The organism is Paenibacillus sp. UNC499MF (assembly GCF_900107975.1).
In the GTDB taxonomy this organism is placed as follows: domain Bacteria; phylum Bacillota; class Bacilli; order Paenibacillales; family NBRC-103111; genus Paenibacillus_F.
Map to the genome: position 1 here is coordinate 120,147 of NZ_FNVF01000008.1, position 15,681 is coordinate 135,827.

15 protein-coding genes are annotated in these 15,681 nt (G+C 54.6%); 5 read left to right on the top strand and 10 right to left on the bottom strand.

Annotation, left to right across the window (positions count from 1 at the left end; genetic code table 11):
* Nucleotides 1-6: 6 nt before the first annotated feature.
* The 3 genes from C4S74_RS17710 to C4S74_RS17720 form a co-directional block, all read right to left on the bottom strand.
* The gene (locus tag C4S74_RS17710; RefSeq protein ID WP_103996623.1) at nt 7-1,248 is read right to left on the bottom strand and encodes a cation:proton antiporter; all 1,242 of its coding nucleotides are present in this window, start codon (nt 1,246-1,248) and stop codon (nt 7-9) included.
* A 4-nt stretch (nt 1,249-1,252) separates the two neighbouring features.
* Nucleotides 1,253-1,747 (bottom strand): cation:proton antiporter regulatory subunit, encoded by a 495-nt coding sequence (locus tag C4S74_RS17715; RefSeq protein WP_103996624.1) that lies wholly within the window; start codon nt 1,745-1,747, stop codon nt 1,253-1,255.
* A gap of 386 nt (nt 1,748-2,133) precedes the next feature.
* Nucleotides 2,134-2,493 (bottom strand): hypothetical protein, encoded by a 360-nt coding sequence (locus C4S74_RS17720; protein ID WP_103996625.1) that lies wholly within the window; start codon nt 2,491-2,493, stop codon nt 2,134-2,136.
* Between the two features lie 247 nt (nt 2,494-2,740).
* Between C4S74_RS17720 and C4S74_RS17725 the strand changes: the two genes are divergently transcribed.
* On the top strand, nt 2,741-3,433 hold the full coding sequence (locus tag C4S74_RS17725; RefSeq protein ID WP_103996626.1) for a M24 family metallopeptidase: 693 nt from the start codon (nt 2,741-2,743) through the stop codon (nt 3,431-3,433).
* 33 nt (nt 3,434-3,466) lie between these two features.
* On the opposite strand, the gene C4S74_RS17730 is transcribed toward C4S74_RS17725, so the two are convergent.
* Together C4S74_RS17730 and C4S74_RS17735 are read right to left on the bottom strand one after the other, a co-directional pair.
* Nucleotides 3,467-4,228: an HAD family hydrolase gene (locus C4S74_RS17730; RefSeq protein WP_103996627.1), complete on the bottom strand. Its 762-nt coding sequence runs from the start codon at nt 4,226-4,228 to the stop codon at nt 3,467-3,469.
* Nucleotides 4,229-4,575: 347 nt separating this feature from the next.
* Nucleotides 4,576-5,958, bottom strand: a complete 1,383-nt coding sequence (locus tag C4S74_RS17735) for a PLP-dependent aminotransferase family protein (protein ID WP_103996628.1) — start codon at nt 5,956-5,958, stop codon at nt 4,576-4,578.
* Between the two features lie 263 nt (nt 5,959-6,221).
* Between C4S74_RS17735 and C4S74_RS17740 the strand changes: the two genes are divergently transcribed.
* Together C4S74_RS17740 and C4S74_RS17745 are read left to right on the top strand one after the other, a co-directional pair.
* A complete protein-coding gene (locus C4S74_RS17740; RefSeq protein ID WP_103996629.1) occupies nt 6,222-6,863 on the top strand; it encodes an iron-containing redox enzyme family protein in 642 nt (213 codons plus the stop codon).
* 19 nt (nt 6,864-6,882) lie between these two features.
* On the top strand, nt 6,883-7,332 hold the full coding sequence (locus tag C4S74_RS17745) for a hypothetical protein (RefSeq protein ID WP_103996630.1): 450 nt from the start codon (nt 6,883-6,885) through the stop codon (nt 7,330-7,332).
* Between the two features lie 158 nt (nt 7,333-7,490).
* Here the strand turns inward: C4S74_RS17745 and C4S74_RS17750 are convergent, their stop codons facing one another.
* The 3 genes from C4S74_RS17750 to C4S74_RS17760 form a co-directional block, all read right to left on the bottom strand.
* A complete protein-coding gene (locus C4S74_RS17750) occupies nt 7,491-9,542 on the bottom strand; it encodes a glycerophosphodiester phosphodiesterase family protein (protein ID WP_103996631.1) in 2,052 nt (683 codons plus the stop codon).
* Nucleotides 9,543-9,773: 231 nt separating this feature from the next.
* Complete coding sequence (locus C4S74_RS17755) at nt 9,774-11,531, bottom strand: fibronectin type III domain-containing protein (protein ID WP_103996632.1); 1,758 nt, start codon at nt 11,529-11,531, stop codon at nt 9,774-9,776.
* A 340-nt stretch (nt 11,532-11,871) separates the two neighbouring features.
* Nucleotides 11,872-12,156 carry a GNAT family N-acetyltransferase gene (locus C4S74_RS17760; protein ID WP_103996633.1) on the bottom strand — a complete coding sequence of 95 codons (285 nt, stop codon included), beginning with the start codon at nt 12,154-12,156 and terminating at the stop codon, nt 11,872-11,874.
* Between the two features lie 155 nt (nt 12,157-12,311).
* Here C4S74_RS17760 and C4S74_RS17765 point away from each other — a divergent pair, with 155 nt between their 5' ends.
* Entirely contained in the window at nt 12,312-12,758 is a 447-nt protein-coding gene (locus tag C4S74_RS17765) for a GNAT family N-acetyltransferase (RefSeq protein WP_103996634.1), read from the top strand.
* 68 nt (nt 12,759-12,826) lie between these two features.
* Here C4S74_RS17765 and C4S74_RS17770 read toward each other — a convergent pair whose 3' ends face one another.
* Nucleotides 12,827-13,789, bottom strand: a complete 963-nt coding sequence (locus tag C4S74_RS17770) for a DUF4097 family beta strand repeat-containing protein (RefSeq protein WP_103996635.1) — start codon at nt 13,787-13,789, stop codon at nt 12,827-12,829.
* 210 nt (nt 13,790-13,999) lie between these two features.
* Between C4S74_RS17770 and C4S74_RS17775 the strand changes: the two genes are divergently transcribed.
* Entirely contained in the window at nt 14,000-14,410 is a 411-nt protein-coding gene (locus C4S74_RS17775; protein ID WP_103996636.1) for a hypothetical protein, read from the top strand.
* Between the two features lie 295 nt (nt 14,411-14,705).
* On the opposite strand, the gene C4S74_RS17780 is transcribed toward C4S74_RS17775, so the two are convergent.
* Entirely contained in the window at nt 14,706-15,569 is an 864-nt protein-coding gene (locus C4S74_RS17780) for an NAD(P)-dependent oxidoreductase (RefSeq protein ID WP_103996637.1), read from the bottom strand.
* Between the last annotated feature and the right edge of the window lie 112 nt (nt 15,570-15,681).

Genomic DNA, 15,681 nt, shown 5'->3' on the forward strand with positions numbered 1-15,681 from the left:
GCGGCGTTACCCGCTTCCTTCCTTTTGCAGAACGGTTTTGCTTTCCTTTTTGCCGGACGCGTCTTTGAAAGGAATCACTTTGTTCATCCACTTGTAAATGGTTTTGCTCTCCTTGGTAAGCAGGGGCCCGAGAATCGCCATAATGAGCACGTATAAAGCCGCAAAAGGCTGCAAAACCGTCAGCAGTCCGCCCGCTTTACCGAGATTGGCCATAATGATGGAAAATTCGCCGCGCGATACAATAGTCAGGCCGATATTGGCCGAAGCCTTCGGAGGCAGTCCGGCGCTTCGCCCGGCAAGCAGTCCGGCGGCCAAGTTGCCGATCAGAGTTATCACGACGGCTCCCAGCGACATCCAGACGGCTCCGCCCAATGCCAGGGGATCAATGGTCAGCCCGAAGCTGAAGAAGAAAATGGCGCCGAAGAAGTCCCGGAACGGCATGATCAGATGCTCGATCCGCTTGGCATGCTCCGTCTCCGCCAGAACAAGCCCGACGAGCAAAGCTCCGATCGCTTCCGCGACATGAATCGTTTCGGAGAATCCCGCCACGAGGAACAATGCCGCGAAAATCACGAGCCCGAACAGCTCATTGGAGCGGATGTTCAGCAGCCGGTTCAGAAGAGGAACGGCTTTTCTGCCCGCTACGAGCAGCACCAGCATAAATCCGAGTGCGATGAGTGCGGAAAGCAGTACGCCTCCCAGTGTTGTAGAGCCGCTCAGGACAAGGCCTGACAGAATAGAAATATAGACGGCGAGGAAAACATCTTCGAACATGATAATACCGAGGATCATTTCGGTTTCGGGATTGGCCGTTCTTTTCAGATCGACCAGGACTTTGGCCACGATGGCACTGGAGGAAATCGTCGTAATTCCGGCAATCACCAGAATTTCGGCTAGAGGAAAACCGAGCGCCCAGGCAAATAAGACGCCCAGAGTAAAATTAATGAGGATATAAATTGTACCGCCTACGGCGATAGAACGTCCCGACTTGATAAGACGGCCTACCGAGAACTCCAGTCCCAGATAGAACAGCAGGAACAGGACCCCGATCCGGCCCATAAATTCGATCAACGGCGCGCTTTCAATGAACCGGAAATCGAAATGCCAGATCTCCAGCGCGTGAGGACCTACGGCCATTCCGATCAGAATATAGAAAGGAATGACCGAGAAACGGAGTTTGGCCGACAACAACCCGGCCGCCGCAATAAGCGCGATGGCCAGCCCCACCTCAAATACCATGTGATTCATCTATTCAACCACTTCCATTCTTTAAAATGTGCCGGAACAATTTTTGCTGCTGTCTCTCTCCGACCACGATCAAGGTAGAATCGGCGGACAAAACATAATCCGGTCCCGGATTGATCTGCTTGCCATGATTTTTTTCGACAATCGCGATAATGGTCGCTCCCGAATTTTGCCGGACGTCCAATTCGCCGATTGAACGGCCGATACAGGCATACTCGGGTTCCATCTTGTACCACTCGATGATTAAATCGTCCAGAGCCACTTCAATCGACTCCAGCGCCTTCGGTTTATACGTCAGTCCGCCCACGATTGCGGCAAGCTGCCGCGCTTCATCGTCATCGAGCGTAACCATGGACAAGCTCTCATCGGGATCGTCATAGCGAAAATGATACATTTCACGTCTTCCGTCGTCATGAAGGATAACGACAATCTTATCTCCGCCGCGGGTATTCATCAGGAATTTTTTTCCTATCCCCGGCAAATCGGATTCTCTTACGTACATAGCGGAACAGCCTCCTATAATTGAGTGTGTTTGGGGGACCGTTCGGTCCTGGTTCAGACATATTTCAACGGTTCGTTTCACCGCTTCATGTTTTGCAAATCGAATCGTGTCAACTGGCCCATGCCCTTTGCGTAAGGAGTCAAGGAATTTGGACAGACGGGGGCCTTGCCGCCCGGCTTATTTTTTTCGCCGAGGCTCTTCATTGTTTCTTGCATCATACATCTTGAGTTTTTATACATACTTATGCATAATTTATACATTTGATCGATTTCGGACAGACTCAAAGAAACCCGCTGTAAACGGTCGAAAAAAATGATTTGCAGACAGCTTCGTTCAAAATTCAGTATGGACGGGACTAAACGGTTTGCCGGACAACGGCATGGAAATTAAACCACGTAATTGGACGTGAATTTGATGGGAAGAAGGAGTTGTTTGCGCCTTAACAGGCAGACGAAGGGTTTGTACGGAAGCCCGGGAAGCGGGACTTTAAAGAGGGTGAACAGGCACAGCACGGATAAGACCACGAGGGTAATCGCCGCCTTCACCATTTTGGCAAAATGATGGGTAACGGCTTTACGGATCACATACTTGGATTTGTGTTCGCCAAGCGGAGGAACTGACTCATAAGTGGAGGACGCCTGAGCAGCCGCGGCTTCTTGGGTCAGAGGCACGGGCGCGGAGAAGCCAAGCAGGAGGGAAAGCATAAGAAACAGACACCAGCGAATGAACGCGTTCTTTTGCTTCATCGTCTCCCCCCTTTGCAATCTGTTACAACTATGATAACACATTTTGCGTCTTTACGAAACAGTTTCAGGATTATTTTATTCATTTTTTTGTTTGATTATGCAATACCGGCAGCCTGTCCCTACTGCTCTTCCGCAACTGTAACTTTCCAACTTGTCCGCCAACCCATACAATGAAGAAGGGGATAATTGGAAACCCCTTAGAGAGACCCGTTAGAGAGACCCGTTAGAGAGAGAGGAGACTATCATCATGGCAGCAACCAGAGAAGAACGTCATACAAATTTACGCGAGGCGGAAAAAAAAGCGCTTGCGCTTTTCGAAACGGCCGAAGCGAAAGGAATTCTGCGCAGCGGAGTTACGGAGAAAGAATTAAACCGGGAAATTTATCAGCTCGCCTTCGAGCTTTACGGGATCAAAAAGTATTGGCACAAGCGGATCGTGCGTGCGGGAAGCAATACACTCCATCCGTACCGGGAAAATCCGCCGGACAGGCTGGTAGAGCCGGGAGACATCCTCTTTATCGATTTCGGCCCGATTTTCGAAGATTGGGAAGCCGATTTCGGACGCACGTACGTGTTTGGAGACGACCCTGTGAAAAATAAACTGCGGCGGGACGTCGAGCTCGCCTGGCATGACGGCAAAGCCTTCTTTGAATCTCGTCCGGACATAACGGGCAGCGAGCTCTACGATTTCATGACCGCTTTGGCCCGCGATTACGGCTGGGAGTACGGCGGTCCTCACGCCGGTCACCTTATCGGAGAGTTCCCTCACGAGATCGTACAGGGCGAAGAAGTCGAGAATTATATCCATCCCGATAATCACATCAAGATGCGGGATAACGATAAGAACGGTCTGCTCCGCGACTGGATTCTGGAGATCCATTTTGTGGACCGTGAGCGCGAGATCGGCGGATTCTTCGAGCAGCTGCTGACCGTGGACTGAATCATCCCTTACCAAAAAGGAGCCTGCAGGTACTCAAGCGAGTACCGTGCAGAGCTCCTTTATTTTTAACAGGATGTTCTCTTCGGTCCGGTCATCGGCGGCGATTTTTTCTTTGGCCAGTTCCGCCAATGCGTCATGGTCCCCGATAAGAACGGAATGCTTCGCCATCCGGAACAACGGCAGGTCGTTGTTGTCGTTGCCGAAACAGACGAACTCGTCCAGCGGGAGTCCGCATCCGCTCAACGCGGCCATCTTGTTGACGCCTTTGCCGGTCAGATCCAGTATCCCCTCCGAGGAATGATGATGGATCGTGACGTCCAAAGCCCGCAGCTTCGCGGACAGCTCCTCAAACCTGCGGCAGGAGAGCACGACGATTTTAATAAAGGACTGAATGTCATCCGGTTCTACGCGTTTTGCCAGCCCATGAGGATCCACATTCGCCAGGAACGGATGCTCCGGACTCAGACGGTAAGCGTAGTTCCATGTATCGTCGATCAGATATTCGGCTTCATAATCATTCAGCAGATGAATGATTTGCCCGGCTAACGGCCCCGGTATCGGCTGGTATGTCAAAGGCTGCTTGCGGTAAAACGTCATCGCCCCGTTCGCCCCGATCAGCAGATGGCCGGCGAATCTTTCGTCCAGCACGGGGAGCATGTCCCGGCAGGGCCGGGCCGATGCGAATCCGACAAAGTGCCCGGCTTCCTCCAGCTCCAGCAAAGCATCCAGAATGCGCTTCGAAATCGGCTTTCCTTTGAAGCAAATCGTTCCATCCAGGTCAAAAATAAAATTCATGTCCACGCCCACCTTACTCGGTTGATATACCTAATCGTAACGGGTACGGATCGGCCGTTAAAGGGACAGAACGCGCAAAGTGAGCAGGACACCCGCCAATGCGAGACAGGCGTACGGCAAGTTCCGTCCGCGCCATGCAGCGGCCTCCAGGCCCGTACCGTAAGGGCGGTACGGGCCCGGCTTGCCAGGCGCAACCCCCGCCTTCCTGCATGGCGGTACGGGCCGGGCTTGCCGGGCGCGGCCACGCCTCCTGCAGGGCGGTGTACGAGGCCGGCCCCAAAACACCGCCGGCCCTACCGCTAAGCCACCGCTGCGGGAACAAGCGCCCGCCGCCACAATCCGGCGGCTTAGAACCACGCTTCCGCCAACGCCTTCACGCCGGCGGCAATTTCCTCCCGGCCCAGCGCCCCGTATCCGAGCAAGATCGTCGGATACTCTTCTCCGGGCCGCAGCCAGTACCGGGCGGTGCCGTATACCCGCACGCCCTTCTCCAGGGCCGCTTCGATCAGCTCCTCCTCCGACCGGTCCGTCCGTACGGTCAGGAAAGCGTGAAGCCCCGTGTCTTTTCCCTCGGCCCTAGCTTTTTCAGGCATATACCGTTCGAGAGCCTCCGAGAAATAGCGCTGCTTCTCCTCATAAAGCCGCCGCATCTGCTGCAGATGCTTGTACCAGTACCCGTCGGACAAGTACCGGGCAAAAGTAAGCTGGTCGAGTTTCGAAACCGGCTGGTCGTACTCCGGTATTTTCGAGTGAAACTCGGAAAGAAGTCCGGAGGGCAGCACCATGTAGCTGAGATTGAACACCGGCAGCAGCGCCTTGGAGATCCGGCCGATGTAAACCGCCTTCTCCGGGATCATGCTTTGAATCGCCGGAAGAATCCCTTCCTCGTACTTGAATTCCCATTCGTAATCGTCTTCGATCAAATATTCGCCGAGGGAACGGGTCCAGTCCGCCAGCTCCGCTCTTTTATCCGCAGACATTATAATCCGGTTCCTGAACTGCTGGGAGGGGCTTACATACATCACGTTCGCTCCGCTTTCCGTCAGCTCGCCCAGCGAGACGCCGCTGCCGGTCAACGAAACCGGATGAACCCCGAAACCGAGATTCAAGAACGTATTCCGGGCCCCATCGTAACCGGGATTTTCCACGCCGATCCTGTGCTTCTTCGCATCGAGAAGCTGGCATAACAGCATCACGAGCTGCTGGGGGGCAGCCCCCACGACGATCTGGTCCGGCGTGGCTGTCACCCCCCTGGATTCGTACAAGAGTCTGGAGAGCTCCTTGCGAAGCGGATATTCTCCGTGATTCGTCCCTTCGACGGCATAACGGCTCTGGTTCTGCGCGATCACCAGATTTCTCACTTTGTTCCAATGCCGGAAAGGGAACGTACCAAGCTCGATATTACCGTAGCGAAAATCCGTGGCGGCCGCAAAGCCGCCGGCATCTTCAGCTTCCGCCGGGGCAGCCTCCCGCTCGTTAGACTCCGGCTCATACGTCACGCAAAAGCCCTTTTTGGCGATATTCCGCAAATACCCCTCCGAAACCAGAAGCTGATAGGCGCTTTCTACGGTGTTTTTACTGATACCGAAGGATCGTGCGCAGCTGCGGATAGAGGGAAGATAGTCCCCCTTCCTAAGCTTCCCTTTCCGGATTCCGTTTTTGAAATACGTATACAACTGATGGAAAATCGGCTTCGGACTCGCCGAAAAATCAAGGGTAAATTCACGCATAACCGGCGCACCTCCCAAGCTTGGATACTGCCTCCGGTTTTACCGGAAAACGCTTTTGTATACGGCAGTCTTATCCTTTAACGAGTAAATTACCTCAAATTTTATCATACAGATCCCGCATTTCCGCCCACGATTTCAGTCCTATCTTCCCAAACTTCCCCTGAACTTTCAACAAAACATAATTTTATAGAATTTTGTCGTTATTTGTCTTAAAATTTTACATTATTTTACCGATATACATATAGAAAGGGGAGATATCCTGAATGACAAACGTAACAACCACCAAAGAACAAGTAGTCGAAAGAATCAGCGGGATCATTTCATCGGAACTTGAGCGTGTTAAAACACAAAATCCGTTCTTTTTGAACTTCCCGGCGGAAAAAGATCCGCAGTATTTTGTCTGGTGCAACAACCTTTACCACTTGTCCAAACATTTCGGCGAACTGCTGAAACTTAGATGGGAACGGTTCCCGGATGTGGACCACGATGTTTTCTCCACTCACTACGACGAAGAAAAAGACCATGCCGAAATGCTCCGCAAATGGATGATCGGTATCGGCTTGGACGATCCTGAGAACCACACGGCCAATTACGAGACGGAGCACTTTATCTCCCTTCAATACCGCGCCGTTGCGGCCATGGATGAAAACATGTCGCTGCTGATCATTAACAGCACGAGCGAAGGCTTCGCTCATGCCGTCTATCTTCACGCCTACAAAATTCTGCAGGAGACCGGCTTCACGGATCTCGAATACTGGGCGATTCACTGCGAGGCGGACGAGGAACACAGCCAGGTGTATCACCTTATCCGGAACATGACCGAAAAACAGCTGCAGGAAGCCGAACATCTCGTGAAGTATACCTGCAACACGCTGGACGTCATGCTGGCGTCCTGGTTTAAATAAATCGCGAAGGGGTAGCAAAATGAGCGTTCAACTGAAAGATAAATTCAGCTCCAGCATGGATAAGGCCAACCTTGTTTTCGCCTGGCAGGTTGTCGATAACCTGACGGTCGAGGAAGCCAAGGAAGCGGCCCGTATCATTACCGAAACCGTGGAAAACAGCGCCAAATCGGGCAAAGTAAAGCTGCTCGTCGACAACCGTTTCATGGAGCGCGACGGACGTCCGATCGTGTTCACGCCGGAAGTCAACAGCATTTGGGAAGAAGCTCAAAGAACGGTATTCCCTCATGTTTCCCACATTGCCGTGCTGTGCAGCGGCTCGATCATGAAGATGCAGATGGACCGCATCTCCAGAAACTCGAACATTTCCGATATTCAGAAAAGCTACTGGAACAAAGAAGATCAGGTTATGCTGAAAGAAGCTTTCGACTTCCTCGGCATAAGCTCCAACGATCTTGTCAAAAACAAGTAAGAGCCCAACGGTCCGAGTCCCGCGTTTCCTTCCGAGGAAACCGGGGCTTTTTTGCGCATGTCCGTTTGCACGTCAAACAAAAAAAGCGCACAGATCCCCAGGATCGTGCGCTTTTCCTCGTATTAAGCTGTCTACCTGCGGTCAAAAAAAGAATTCCCTCAGCCCGATTCTTTAATATCCCGGACTTCCAGCGTGACGGGCTGCGTATACAAGTCATACTTCCCGCCGTCGATAACCGCCGTATATCTCAGCAGGGCGTGAGCTTTACCGGGCCTTTTTGCCGTGATCCGGCTTCCGTAAGCTTCCACGCTGCTCTCGCCGTCGAGCAGAATCACATCGGCCGCCTTCTCCAGCCGGTCGCCTTTGAACGTTTCCATCAGGACGGACAAGTCCTTGCTTTCGTAGTTACCGACGACGATATGGTCCTGCACCGGTTTAACCGAAGCCGCCCAGTCCGAAGCCCAGAACGCGTAGTCCGTCGTAATGCCGAACGCGCCGTAACAGAAAAATTTCGCAAAATTGCTTTTATCGTTAAACGTCCAGGGAGAAATCAGAACTCCCCGGTGCTTGGCGGCCTCCATAAAGTTCGGCCCCAGCCCTTTGTAAGTGGTATTGAACGTGGTATTTCTCTGCTGCATCAGCCGCAGCGTATTGGTCAGCGATCCGTCGATATTCGCCTCATTGGCGGTTTCACCTGTCAGCAGTCCCATCGGCATTTCGGGCATCAGCTCGGAGAGGCGTTTCAGCTGGTCCGGATTGAAAGCCATCGTGTTGATCAGATCTTCGGCGCCTTTAGCTTTAACCACCCTAACAAAAACATCCATCGCAGCCGGGTTCTTCGATTTCATCTCGGCCATAATCATCTTGCCCTGACTGCGGGCTAGGTCGATCTGCTCTTCGAGCGTCGGTATCTGAACGTTCAGGAATCCGGCCGGATAAGGTTTATTGGCGTTCAGCTTTTTCAGCTGAGCCAGGGTAAAATCCTCGACCTTGCCTTTGCCGTTCGTCGTGCTTTCGAGCAAAGGGTCGTGAATGATCACGAGCCGGCCGTCTTTTGTAAGATACATATCGTTCTCGATAAAATCAGCTCCTGCCTCCAGGCCGAGCCGGTTGGAGACGATCGTGTTCTCGGGAGCCTTCGACGGCATGCCCCGGTGACCGATGATATACGGCTTGCGGATCAGCGTGTTTCCGTGGGAATACACTTTCAGTGCCTTATAGGCCGCCTTGGGCGAATCGGTCACGATACCGTTGACCCCGGCCGTAATCAGCGTATGCAGCCCCAAATCCCGGGTGGCCTTCGTTCCCGCTTCTTTCGTCCATACGACGATCAGCCTTTGCTGAAGGTACGCGACGGAGGACCGGGATGCCGAGGCACCCGGCAGAATGGCGATCTTGGCCAGACTGGCCGTCGTTTGCCGGCGGATGTTCAGCAGATCCTCCGCCGACAAATTGCCGGCTGCGCTGAAATCCACGATGCCGCGCACGGCCGGGTACAGCGTTCTGGCCCGCTTGACGAGCCCGCCTTGGTCGGACACGACGAAAGCGTCCTCGATGCCGTTCTTCTTCAGCAGCCCGGCCACGCTGTCCGCCGTCTTCCCGTCCCGGACGTAGAAAGCCGGGATCATCCGGCGGCCCAGCGCATCCAGGACGGCCTCAAGCGTACCGAGGTCCGTCTTGCCGGACGGGTCCGTGATGCGGAGTCCGCTGCCCACATGGAGAATGACCGTGGCGGGCTTCGCCGGACCGGACAGCTCCTCCAGCTGCTCCCTGCTGCGCAGCTCCGTCACGATAGTCGGCGCGATGGCGATGCCCGTCTCCGGCTCCGTGACCTGCACGAGCTTCCCGCCGGCCGCCGGAGGCTGCTTCACCGGCTGCGCTGCGACACCGGCGCCTGCCCCGATAGGTGGAGGCGCCGCGCCCCCTCCGGCGGACACTGCCGCTGCGGCCGTTCCGGTTTGTTTCGTTTTATCCAAAAGGATGTTCGGGTGATCCGGGGTTCCGCCTGCAATCGTCGTTCCGCTTCCAAGCGCCTGACTTCCTGCATCGGCCATATGAGCCTGCGGCATACCCGCACGAAACGGAACCGCCATGCCCACCAGTGCCAACGTAACTCCCACATAGAAAATGTTCCAACGACGTGTCGACTGTTTGCGCTCTTTCCCTGTGGAAGGTTTCAGGTACTTGAAAAATCTTGCCGGTTGCTGCACGGCTCTCCCCCTTACATGTGGTGAAATCTCTCCACTCCCGGTAAATCCCATGTGTATATGCAAATTATGGTGGATACACCCTCATTGTATCAAGTTCTCATTAGCGGATAATCAATTCTTTATAAAGAATGTTTGAATTTTCCTTAAACTTTTCTTACAAAAATAAAGACTTCCCGACCATAGATCGTCGGGAAGTCTTTAGAGCAATCCGGGCTTATCTCAAGCCAGACATTAAGGGAGCTGGTTAAGGAAAGGCTTAACCGTTTTGGCGAAGCTGTAGCCGTTCATGCCGTCCCAGTTGATGGACCAGGTCATGGCACCGCGGATGTCCGGATATTTCGCTACCGGCTTGTAACTTCCGCAGCTGTTGCCGGTTGCCAGGCAGTTCAGCGCGTTGTTCACGACCGATGCGGATACATAACCGCCGCCCGCAGCCGAAGAGGTTGCCGGAACGCCGATACCGAGCTGGCTAGGCGATACCCACTGGATCGCGAGATCCGTAAGAGCCGTCAGGAAGTCAACGGTTCCCTGGGAGTAACATTTGCCGTCACGGCCGAGCATACAACCGGAGTTGTAGTACTGGGTGTTGATGACTGTCGTAATGTCTTTCACATTATTGTAGAACTGGATGTAGCTTGTTTGGTTGTTCTGCATGTCGATCGTTTGCGGAGCCATGGTCAGGATGAAGCCGGAACCGACCTTCGCCTGAATCTGGCGGACCGCCGTGGTCAGGTTCGGAACGTTGAAGCCGTGCTCCAAATCGACGTCGAGGCCGTCAAATCCATACTCCGTAATCAGAGCGGACATGGTGCTCACAAAGTTCGTCACGTTCGGCGAAGCGCTGCTGAGGTCGATGTTGCCTTTCTCGCCCCCGATGGACAGGATGACTTTCTTGCCCTGCGCCTTTTTCGCTTTAATATCGTTGATCAGATCCGCATTGGTATAACCGCCCAGAGCTTTGGACAGATCGGGATCGATGCCGAAGGTAACGCCGCCCGGCTTGGTGCGGTCCATTTCCGCGAACGATACGGCAATGATGTCGTACTCGGCCGGCACTTCGCTCAGCTTGAGATTCTTCGCTCCGTTAACGAAGTTCTGCCAGTAGCCGGTCACGATATGCTTAGGCAGCTGACCGCCGCCTCCGCCGGTCGGCTGCGTTTTGGCCGTAACCGCTGCGCTCGCCGGGGATACGTTGCCTGCCGCGTCTTTCGCCTTCACCGTAAAGGAGTAGGAAGTATCGGCCGTCAGGCCCGTTACGGTGGCGGTCAAACCCGTTACCGTCTGCGCCAGGGAGCCGTTGCTGTAGACTTCGTACTGGGTTACGCCGACGTTATCCGTCGCCGCGCTCCAGGACAGGGAAACACTCGACGTTGTCGAGCCGGTAGCGGCCAGGTTGCCCGGTGCCGTAGGCGCCTGGGTGTCGGAGCCGCCGCTCGAAGGCAGTGTAGTCACGCTTAGCGCGCTGCTTGCCGCCGACACGTTGCCTGCCGCGTCTTTCGCTTTCACTGTGTACGAATATGCCGTATTCGGCGTCAATCCCGTGTTCGTATAAGTCAGCGTACTTCCGGAAACGCTTCCAACAAGCGTGGCGCCTCTGTAAACATCGTAGCCCGCAACACCGACATTATCGGTGGAAGGATTCCAGGCCAGCGTGATGCTCGTGGAAGTCGTCGTTCCGGAAACCTTCAGGCCTGTCGGCGCTGTAGGAGCCTGGTTGTCGACTGTTCCTCCGCCTTGAACTTCTTTCCACAGGGCGGGAACGTTAGGCGGCTCCCAGCCGTTTAACGACGTATGCGGCTGTACGACCTGATAAGTTTTGCCGCTGTATGTGACCGTATCGCCAACCGCATAGGAAACCGATGACGCCCAAGCTCCACGATCGGCCGCCGAAGCCATTGCGGGAATTAAAGAGGCGAACAACGTAGCGGTCAACAGAAAACCGGCGGTTTTCTTCACAACCGATTTTGGACCGGTTAAAATTTTTTTCATAAATGAGATCCCTCCTGAATTGGTTGATCTGCGTTCCGTGGAACGCGGAATGGAATGCCTGCTGCATCCGAAGTGCGGAGCGTCTTCCCACCTCCTCATGGATATAAAAACGGTTGGCGAAAGGAATGAAAGCCCTTTCCTACTTCCATTTAAACACGGGCAGATAACCAAAAGTAGGGATAAATCTATTGAATATAGGGAGAAGATTACAGAATCGGGCATATAAAAAAAGCGCCATTCCGTCTGGAATGAACGCTTTCCCGGCTTGCGCAGGGCCATGCAAGCAATCTTGCTATACCCGGACCCGCTGCGCCGCAGAAAATCCGGTCCCGTTGAATGTCTATTCTTCTTCACGCCGCCAAATATCGTGATATTCCTTGTGCCGCTTGAAAAGGGCATGCGCGTACGAGCAGGCCGGAACGACCGTCTTCTTCTCTTCCCTCGCCTGATCGACGACGGCCCGTACCAGCTCCTCGCCCACTTTCTGGCCCCGCAGAGCTTCGGACACGAAAGTATGATCGATCACCAGCGACTCACTGCCCAAAGGCTGATACGTGATTTCCGCGACCGCTTCCCCGTTTTCCATTACCGCGTAGCCGTTTGCCTGTTTGACGGTTTCTCTCATGGTATTGGCCTCCTCCTGATCTTTTCTTTTTATTATTAACCATATTTTAGCCTTTCTATTTTCCCGGAAACTCGGCAAACTCAAAATGAGACCGGAAGGCCGGCCAATTTATCGGACGTTACGGGCCGGTCAGTATTCATTAAGGCGGTGAAATAATGAAAGAAAAACGAGTCCGGGAAATCCGCATAACCGATTATCCGGCCATTTACTTGTTAAACCGGGACTTCAATCCCGACCTGCATCCCTTTTCGGAACAAAAAGTGAAAGAAAAGATTGAAACTATCACGCGAAAAACAAACGATATCGTTTTGGTCTGTGAACAAGAGGAGGAAGTTATCGGATATATCCATGGAAGCCCCTACGAATTGCTTTTTTCCGATTCATTCGTCAATATTCTGGGGTTTGTCGTGAAGAAAGCGTGCAGAAATCAGGGTACAGGCAGTATGCTGATCGAAAGTCTGGAAACCTGGGGAAAAACCAACGGATTTTCCGGAATCAAATTATTATCCCATCCGAGCCGGACCAGTGCCCACCGATTCTACGAGCGTCGCGGCTACGCGTTTACAAAGGATCAAAAAAATTTTATAAAAACGTTCGGCTAACCGCAAAAAAAGCCTTAACCCTCCTGCCGGGTCAAGGCTTTCTTTCCGTAAATTGTTCGCGGCCTGAATTATTTCACCAGCTGGAAATCGCCGGAGCCGGTTCTTACTTTGAGCTTCACTTCACCGCTGCCGAATTTCCCTTTCAGTCGGTCTTTCTTATCATTCTTCTCTTCGGAGGAGAAGTTTTCCCAGTCGACGCTTCCGTTGCCGCTGCCGCCCTCAAAGTCGACGGCCAGCGATTTGGGCTCCTCGGTCAATTCTATCTTCACGTTGCCGCTGCCGGATTTCAGATCGGCATCCCGCAGAATCTCGCCCGCTTCTATCCGGATGTCGCCGGAATGCGTCTCGCCCTGCAAGGAAGCCTTGCCCTGCTTTAATTCGACATTCCCGCTGTGCCCTTCGAATTTCAGGGAGTTCGCCGCATACTGTTCGGCTCTGATATCGCCGGAGTCCGCTTTAAGCGTTATGGCGTCTCCTTGCACATCGGTCACGGAAATAGCGCCGCTGCCGGCATCCGCAGCCAGCTTGTCGGATTTAATCTCCCGGAGTGAGGTATCGCCGCTTCCCGCTTTGGTCTCGACGGAATTTCCTTTCAGAGATTCCAATTCGATATTACCGCTGCCGGATTGCACACGCACGGAATTCCAGTTTTTCTCGGGGAGCTCGACAATCAACTCCACGTTGACAATCGTTACGCCCACCCCGATTTCGCTCGGCTCCTCGATTCCGACCGATAGCGTATCGCCTTTGGAATCGACCTTGAGCTGAAATTTCTCAGCCTGCTTTTTGCTGACGCTGCCGTCCAGGCGTACGTTCACTTGATCGCCCTCGCCTTTGACGATCCGGGCATCGGCGCTTCCTGTCTCTACGATAATATTTTGTAAGGAAGCTCCTTCCGCCGTTTTCTCCAGATGAATATCCTGCGTCTTGAAAGAAAGTCCGTTCCAGGAGAACACGCCTACCGGATTAAAGTAATACAACAGGGCCAGCACTCCTACGCCAATCAACAGAAAACCCATATTTCTTCTCATGTAATTTTTCCACTCCAATCAACCGACATTGTTCTTGAATTCAGCCGAGCCTTACCTCGCTTTCAAAGTATATCACCAGATATTGACTGCCCGCATTGGACCTGCGAAGGTAATTCTTCCCCGTCTGAGGTCCAGGGGGAACGGCCGGGCACCAACCTCCCGCTTTTTCATAAAATGAACAAAAGAGCGTTCGGAAAGGAGCCTGTAAGCATGTACAGTCCCCCCTATCCTCTCCCGTATCCGTCCCATCTCCCCGCCTTGGTGCTTCCCGTTCAAGGTTGGCCGGCTGGGCCCCTGCCGTTTCCCCGGTTCCCGGAAAATGCCGGATACCCGTCCGCCGATCCGAAGCAATTGATTTCGTCGGCCGCTTCTTTCCGCAAGCTGCTCGCCGACGGCAATATCGTGCTCGCCCGGCTGTCCGACGAGCCCTTTGCCCTCCGGCTGATGACGGCGGCGCAGGCCGGCCGCAAGCAGGAGGTCGACCGGCTCATGAAGGGCATCGCCGTTTCATCGGCACTGGCCGCCCGGTACACTCCGAGCGGACTGATCGTGACCGTGACTCCCGGCGCCCAGGAACTCGCATGCTGCGCCCTTACGATGTCTCTGAAGTGGGGGCAGTAAGGGCGTCAGCGGCATGACGGCAAAGCGGGCACCATGTGGGACGGCAGCTCCCGGTCCGAGCGGCCACCGATGCTTCAGAACGAACTGCCGCGAAGCGCTGCAAGCTTGCGGACCTGGAGGCCCCTCTCTTGCAGCCCGGACGGCTTTGCCTCCGGCCTGCCGGCCCGCGGCCACCCAAACGCGGCGCCAAATACTGCGCGCGCCGCCGAACGCGGTGCGAAAACAGCCCGCACCGCTGCGCAAACCAAAAGACCGGAGGAATCATCTCCTCCGGTCCTTCCATCGGCCGGCGCGCTTACTTCCCCTGCGCCAGACTGGTTTTAAACCCTTCGCGCCAGCTCGGGTACAAGGGCTCCCAGCCGTAATCGCGCCGGGCCTTGGCATTGGACGCTCCGCGTTCGCCCCGGCCTTGGCCCGGCTGGAACTCCGGCTCGGGGGCTCCGAGCGCCGAAGCGTAAGCGGGCAGCCAGAGCGTGCCCGGGGCCGGCTCGTCGTCCACGATGTTGACCGTCCCCGATGGCCACTCCAGCGCTGCCAGCGCGGCTCTTGCCGCATCCTCCACGTGGAGGAAGGAGGTGACGCCTTCGGTCGCCCTCACTTCGCGGCCGCGGACCTTATCCGCGACAGCCCCGTCGCGGGCATACCAGGTTCCGGGGCCGTACAGCAGCCCGTACCGCAGAATGACGGACTCCGGCATCTCCGCCGCTGCACGTTCCAGTGCGGCTACGCCGTCCACCGTCGTTTTTCTCGGCTCCGGAGCCTCCAGATCAAGCGGCACATCTTCACCGGCAGGCCCGTCCCCGGGCTCGTACATCCACGAAATGCTCTGGGCAATCATTTTCCCGGCCCCCGCCTCCCGTGCGGCGTCTACCAAGTTCCGCGTGCCCTGCTTCCTGATCCGGGCGTTCTCTTCCAGATTATAGCCGCTAAGCGCCGTAAGCTGATGAATCACGACCTCGGGCTCTGCCCCCCGGAGCTGCGCAATCAGTTCATCCCGGTCAAAGACATCCGCCTCAACCGGTACGGCCCCTTGTGCAAGCACCGCTTCCTTCCCCGCCTTGCCGCGCACCATGGCGTATACGGTATGCCCTTCCTTTACCAATAGAGGAAGCAAGGATCGCCCGATTACTCCCGTAGCGCCTGCCACAAAAATTTTCATCTCCAGCACTCCTTACGAGTTCCCTGAGCGGGATTCTATTCTCCTGTTAGACAAAGGAAAGAACGTTTTCGTGACAGGCTGAGCCCTTTTAAGCTAATGAATGATTTAGAAA